Here is a 3,619-nt window from a genome sequence, read left to right on the forward strand (position 1 = left end):
CGGGCCGCCGCTAAGCTTATGGATACTGTAATCCTCAAAACCGGCCAGACCCACCAGGCGCAAAGCCTCGCTGACCTGACGCTTGACAGTCTCCGGCGCCTGCCCTTGGTTTTCCAAAGCAAAGCCTACCTCGTCGGCTACTGTCATAGCAAAAAGCTGGTCGTCCGGCGATTGATAAACTGTGCCTGCCAAGCGGCCGATGCGCTCCGGCGGCCAATAGGTAGTATCCTCGCCGTTCAAGTAAATGCTGCCCTGCAGCTCGCCCGTGCCGTCGCTGCCCAAAAGCCCGCTAATCGCTTTAATCAGCGTGGACTTGCCGCAGCCGCTGCGCCCGGCCAGCAAAAGCATTTCGCCCTCTGCCAGCTGTAGATTTATCTTTTGCAGGGTAAAGCTGCCGCGGCTCTGGTAACGATAGGATAAATCTGTAATTTTCAGCATGATTATTCCCCCATCACCTGCTGCAGCTTAGAGCCGGTACGATAGCCAAGCCACGCGCCCACGCTGCTGTACAACACGCCGTTAATCAGCATATATAGCGCCATATACCAGTCGGCATAATATAAACGATAGAAAAACATCATCTGCTCCAAATTAACGAAGGTCACCAAGGCGTCTGCCAGGCCTAAAATCAGCGCCACAAACAGCATATAGCGCTTGCCAATCCGCTCTGCGCGGTAAAAGCCGCACAGCTGCAAAGCCCCCTCCAGCACCGCAACGTAAACGCAGGTGCTTAAAAGCCCCAAGGGCGTAAAATGACCGAACATCAGCCCGGAAAGCATATATTTCACGAAGAACATCAGCGCCAGCACACCCGGCGCACGAAACAGCAGCAGCAGCGACACAATCAACAAATATTGCAACACGCCGCTTAGCACGCCTGTCAGCAAGCCGCTGAAGGGCCCTAAAAAAACGTGCAGCAAATCGCCCAGCAGCGTAGTCGGCAGGGTAATACCGCCAAAGGCCAGCGCCGCAAACAGCGCTACCGTAATCGCTCCCTTAGCGCCGATAACGCCGATACAGCGGCGCAAACGACCGCCGCAAGCCAGCACTAAAAACAGGCAGGCAAAGGAAAAGCCCACTGCCGCCAGTCCCACGCTGTGCTTTTTGGCAATAGTCAGCGGCACCTCCTGAATCTTCTGCTGCCCGTTGCCGCTGACGGTAATGCGCAAATTATATTCGCCCTCTAAAACAGTAAAATAATCGACATATAAGGGTAAAATAAAGGTCTGATTCTTTTTGCCGTCCAAGGAAATCAACGCCGTAGTTTCTCCTACCCTGCCTGTATCGCCTGCCCAGCCGTGCTCCGCGTCGTCCGTCACCTTACTGGCGCTCATTAGCCCTGGCACGTTAGCGCCCGTCTTTTTATCCACCAGCTCCGCTTTAAACTTTAGCACCCGCACGTCCATCTGCGGATTGCGCATTTCCAGCATCACAAAGGTCGCAGGATGATTAAACACCGCCGACCAATTAGTGGCTCCATCGCCCGTCATTCGGTTGCGGAAGCCCTCCAGCGTAGTATCGCGCACATAAATCACGCCGTCGGCAGCACGGTCGTCCTTATTGCCTAAATTATCCACCGGCAAGGTAACGCTTTGTATATACCAATTAAATTTGCTTTTATCCAAGGGCTTAGCCTTAGCGCCTGCAGCAGCTTCCGCAGACGCCTGCGGCTCGTAAGCGAACTTTGCCTCCGCAGTACGCCTCCAGCCTGCTCCCGCAGCCTCCACTAAAAGCTTGTGCTCGCCCTTAGCCGCGCTGCCGTCAGGCTTGATATACAGTAAATCAAAGGTCTGCCCATAGTCGGCAGGCAGCCGCCACTCAGCCGTCACGATTTGCCGCCCGCCTTCTTCGCTCGTCTGCCATCTATCGTCGGGCAGCGCAGTAAAGCCGGCAGGCAGCGTCACCTTAATGGCGGCATCCTGCACGGCAGGGTCGTCAAAGCTGGTAATATTGATATAGAGGGGCATGGTGCTGCCACCCTCCACCTTATGCAAACTTTTCTGATCCAGCTTATACGGATATGCAGCCTCCAGCTCCACACCCGCCCAAGCCAGCTGGCTCACGCAGCAGCAAAGCAGCAGCAAAAGTACAAAGCTTCGCAATCTCATCATTTAGTCCATGCAGCAAATCTTATTCAGTAATGCTGCCTCCTTTTCCTTATTCGCAGGCGATACGCGGGCGCTGATCTCCAAATTATTATTCAGCGGATTGCGCTCCACTATAATGTCGGCATTGTAGGCCAAGCCCAGCAGCTTTTCTGTAAACACCGCCTCCGGCACGCCGTCAGCCAGCAAACGTCCCTGTCCCAATAATAAAATGCGGCTGCAATACTTAGCCGCCAAATTCAGCTCATGCACCACCATCAGCACAGTTTTGCCCATAGCCGCCAGCTGTTTGGCAAAGCGAAAAATTTCCTCCTGATAAACCATGTCTAGGCCGGTTGTAGGCTCGTCCAAAAATAGGATAGGCGTTTGCTGCGCCAAAACCTTCGCCAGCAAAATGCGCTGCTTCTGACCGCCGCTGACCTCCGTAACAGGCTTATCCGCCAGCTCCTCCGTACCGGTGTAAGCCATACAGTCCAAGGCTAAGCGCTTGTCGGCGTCCGACTCCCGCTGCCACCATTTCAGATATGGGTAACGCCCGGCCATAACAATATCCTGACCGGTATAACCGAAGCCCACCTCTACATGCTGCTGCAGGTAGGCCGCCTTCATGGCTAAATCACGGTCATTGTATTCCTCCAGCGCCCGGCCGAAATAGCGCACCTCGCCGCCCTGCTTCGGCAAAAGCCCGCGAATGGTTTTTAAAATTGTGCTTTTGCCTGCGCCGTTGCAGCCGATAATACCCACCATTTCACCCGCGGCAACATCAAAGCTTGCGTCCTTAACTACGCAGCGCGCGCCATAGCCTACGGATAAACGCTTAACTTCCAATACAGCTTCGCTCATACGGATTACCTCAAGTCACATAAAATTATTGCATGCAAGCGTTGCGGGGTAAGCCTAACTGCTCGCAAATATCGCCCCATTTTTGCCGGCGTGTTTTCATAGCTAAAATTTTTTCTACTGGAATATCGCAATGACTAGCAATAAACATCGCACGCTTAACCTGATGTGAACCATAGCCCAACTTCATATATTTCATAGTCAGCTGCTTATTCAAACCAAATAAGCGTTCTAGTCGCTCCGCCTTATAATCTAATTCTCTCTGAGCAAATTTTTCCGGCGTCAAACCTAATAGATATTTTACTCTTATCCAGCCATATTTTTCCCGCAGCTGCGCTATCTCAGCTAAAGGCTTTTTAGCCGCATAGGCGTGCAGACAGATATTTTTCAATTCCATATAGCTTAAACCGGCGTCCAAATATTTGCCCAATTCAAGCTTATCATACTGAAAAGCATTATACAGATTTGTAATGGCTTTTTCCCTATCCATGGACTTACGCGCCATAGCTGCGCCAGCGCTGCTTCCGCCTACTATAAACATGCATCCCAACATCAAGCAAAGTAGTAAAGTTACTTTTTTCATTATCTCACACCTTTACAAAGATTAAAAGTATATCTTTATCGTAAAATATATTATCGCATATTGCTATTATTTTCAAATTTAAGAGTTAGGC

Annotated in this window: 4 protein-coding genes; all 4 read right to left on the reverse strand. The window is 51.5% G+C overall.

The features are described from left to right. The coding region (locus QZ105_RS10260; protein ID WP_293729823.1) for an ABC transporter ATP-binding protein at positions 1 to 438 on the reverse strand (438 nt) is incomplete at its 3' end. A 2-nt stretch (positions 439 to 440) separates the two neighbouring features. Next, positions 441 to 2,111: a hypothetical protein gene (locus QZ105_RS10265; protein ID WP_293729824.1), complete on the reverse strand. Its 1,671-nt coding sequence runs from the start codon at positions 2,109 to 2,111 to the stop codon at positions 441 to 443. Then, the gene (locus QZ105_RS10270; protein WP_293729825.1) at positions 2,112 to 2,948 is read right to left on the reverse strand and encodes an ABC transporter ATP-binding protein; all 837 of its coding nucleotides are present in this window, start codon (positions 2,946 to 2,948) and stop codon (positions 2,112 to 2,114) included. A gap of 25 nt (positions 2,949 to 2,973) precedes the next feature. Beyond that, complete coding sequence (locus QZ105_RS10275) at positions 2,974 to 3,528, reverse strand: hypothetical protein (protein ID WP_293729826.1); 555 nt, start codon at positions 3,526 to 3,528, stop codon at positions 2,974 to 2,976. Positions 3,529 to 3,619 lie beyond the last annotated feature (91 nt).

This window comes from uncultured Phascolarctobacterium sp. (assembly GCF_905212365.1).
Lineage (GTDB): Bacteria > Bacillota > Negativicutes > Acidaminococcales > Acidaminococcaceae > Phascolarctobacterium_A.

Excerpts from the sequence above, each read along its gene's own strand:
- QZ105_RS10275 (WP_293729826.1), bottom strand. The coding sequence starts at position 3,528 with ATGAAAAAAGTAACTTTACTACTTTGCTTGATGTTGGGATGCATGTTT.
- QZ105_RS10265 (WP_293729824.1), bottom strand. The coding sequence starts at position 2,111 with ATGATGAGATTGCGAAGCTTTGTACTTTTGCTGCTGCTTTGCTGCTGC.
- QZ105_RS10270 (WP_293729825.1), bottom strand. The coding sequence starts at position 2,948 with ATGAGCGAAGCTGTATTGGAAGTTAAGCGTTTATCCGTAGGCTATGGC.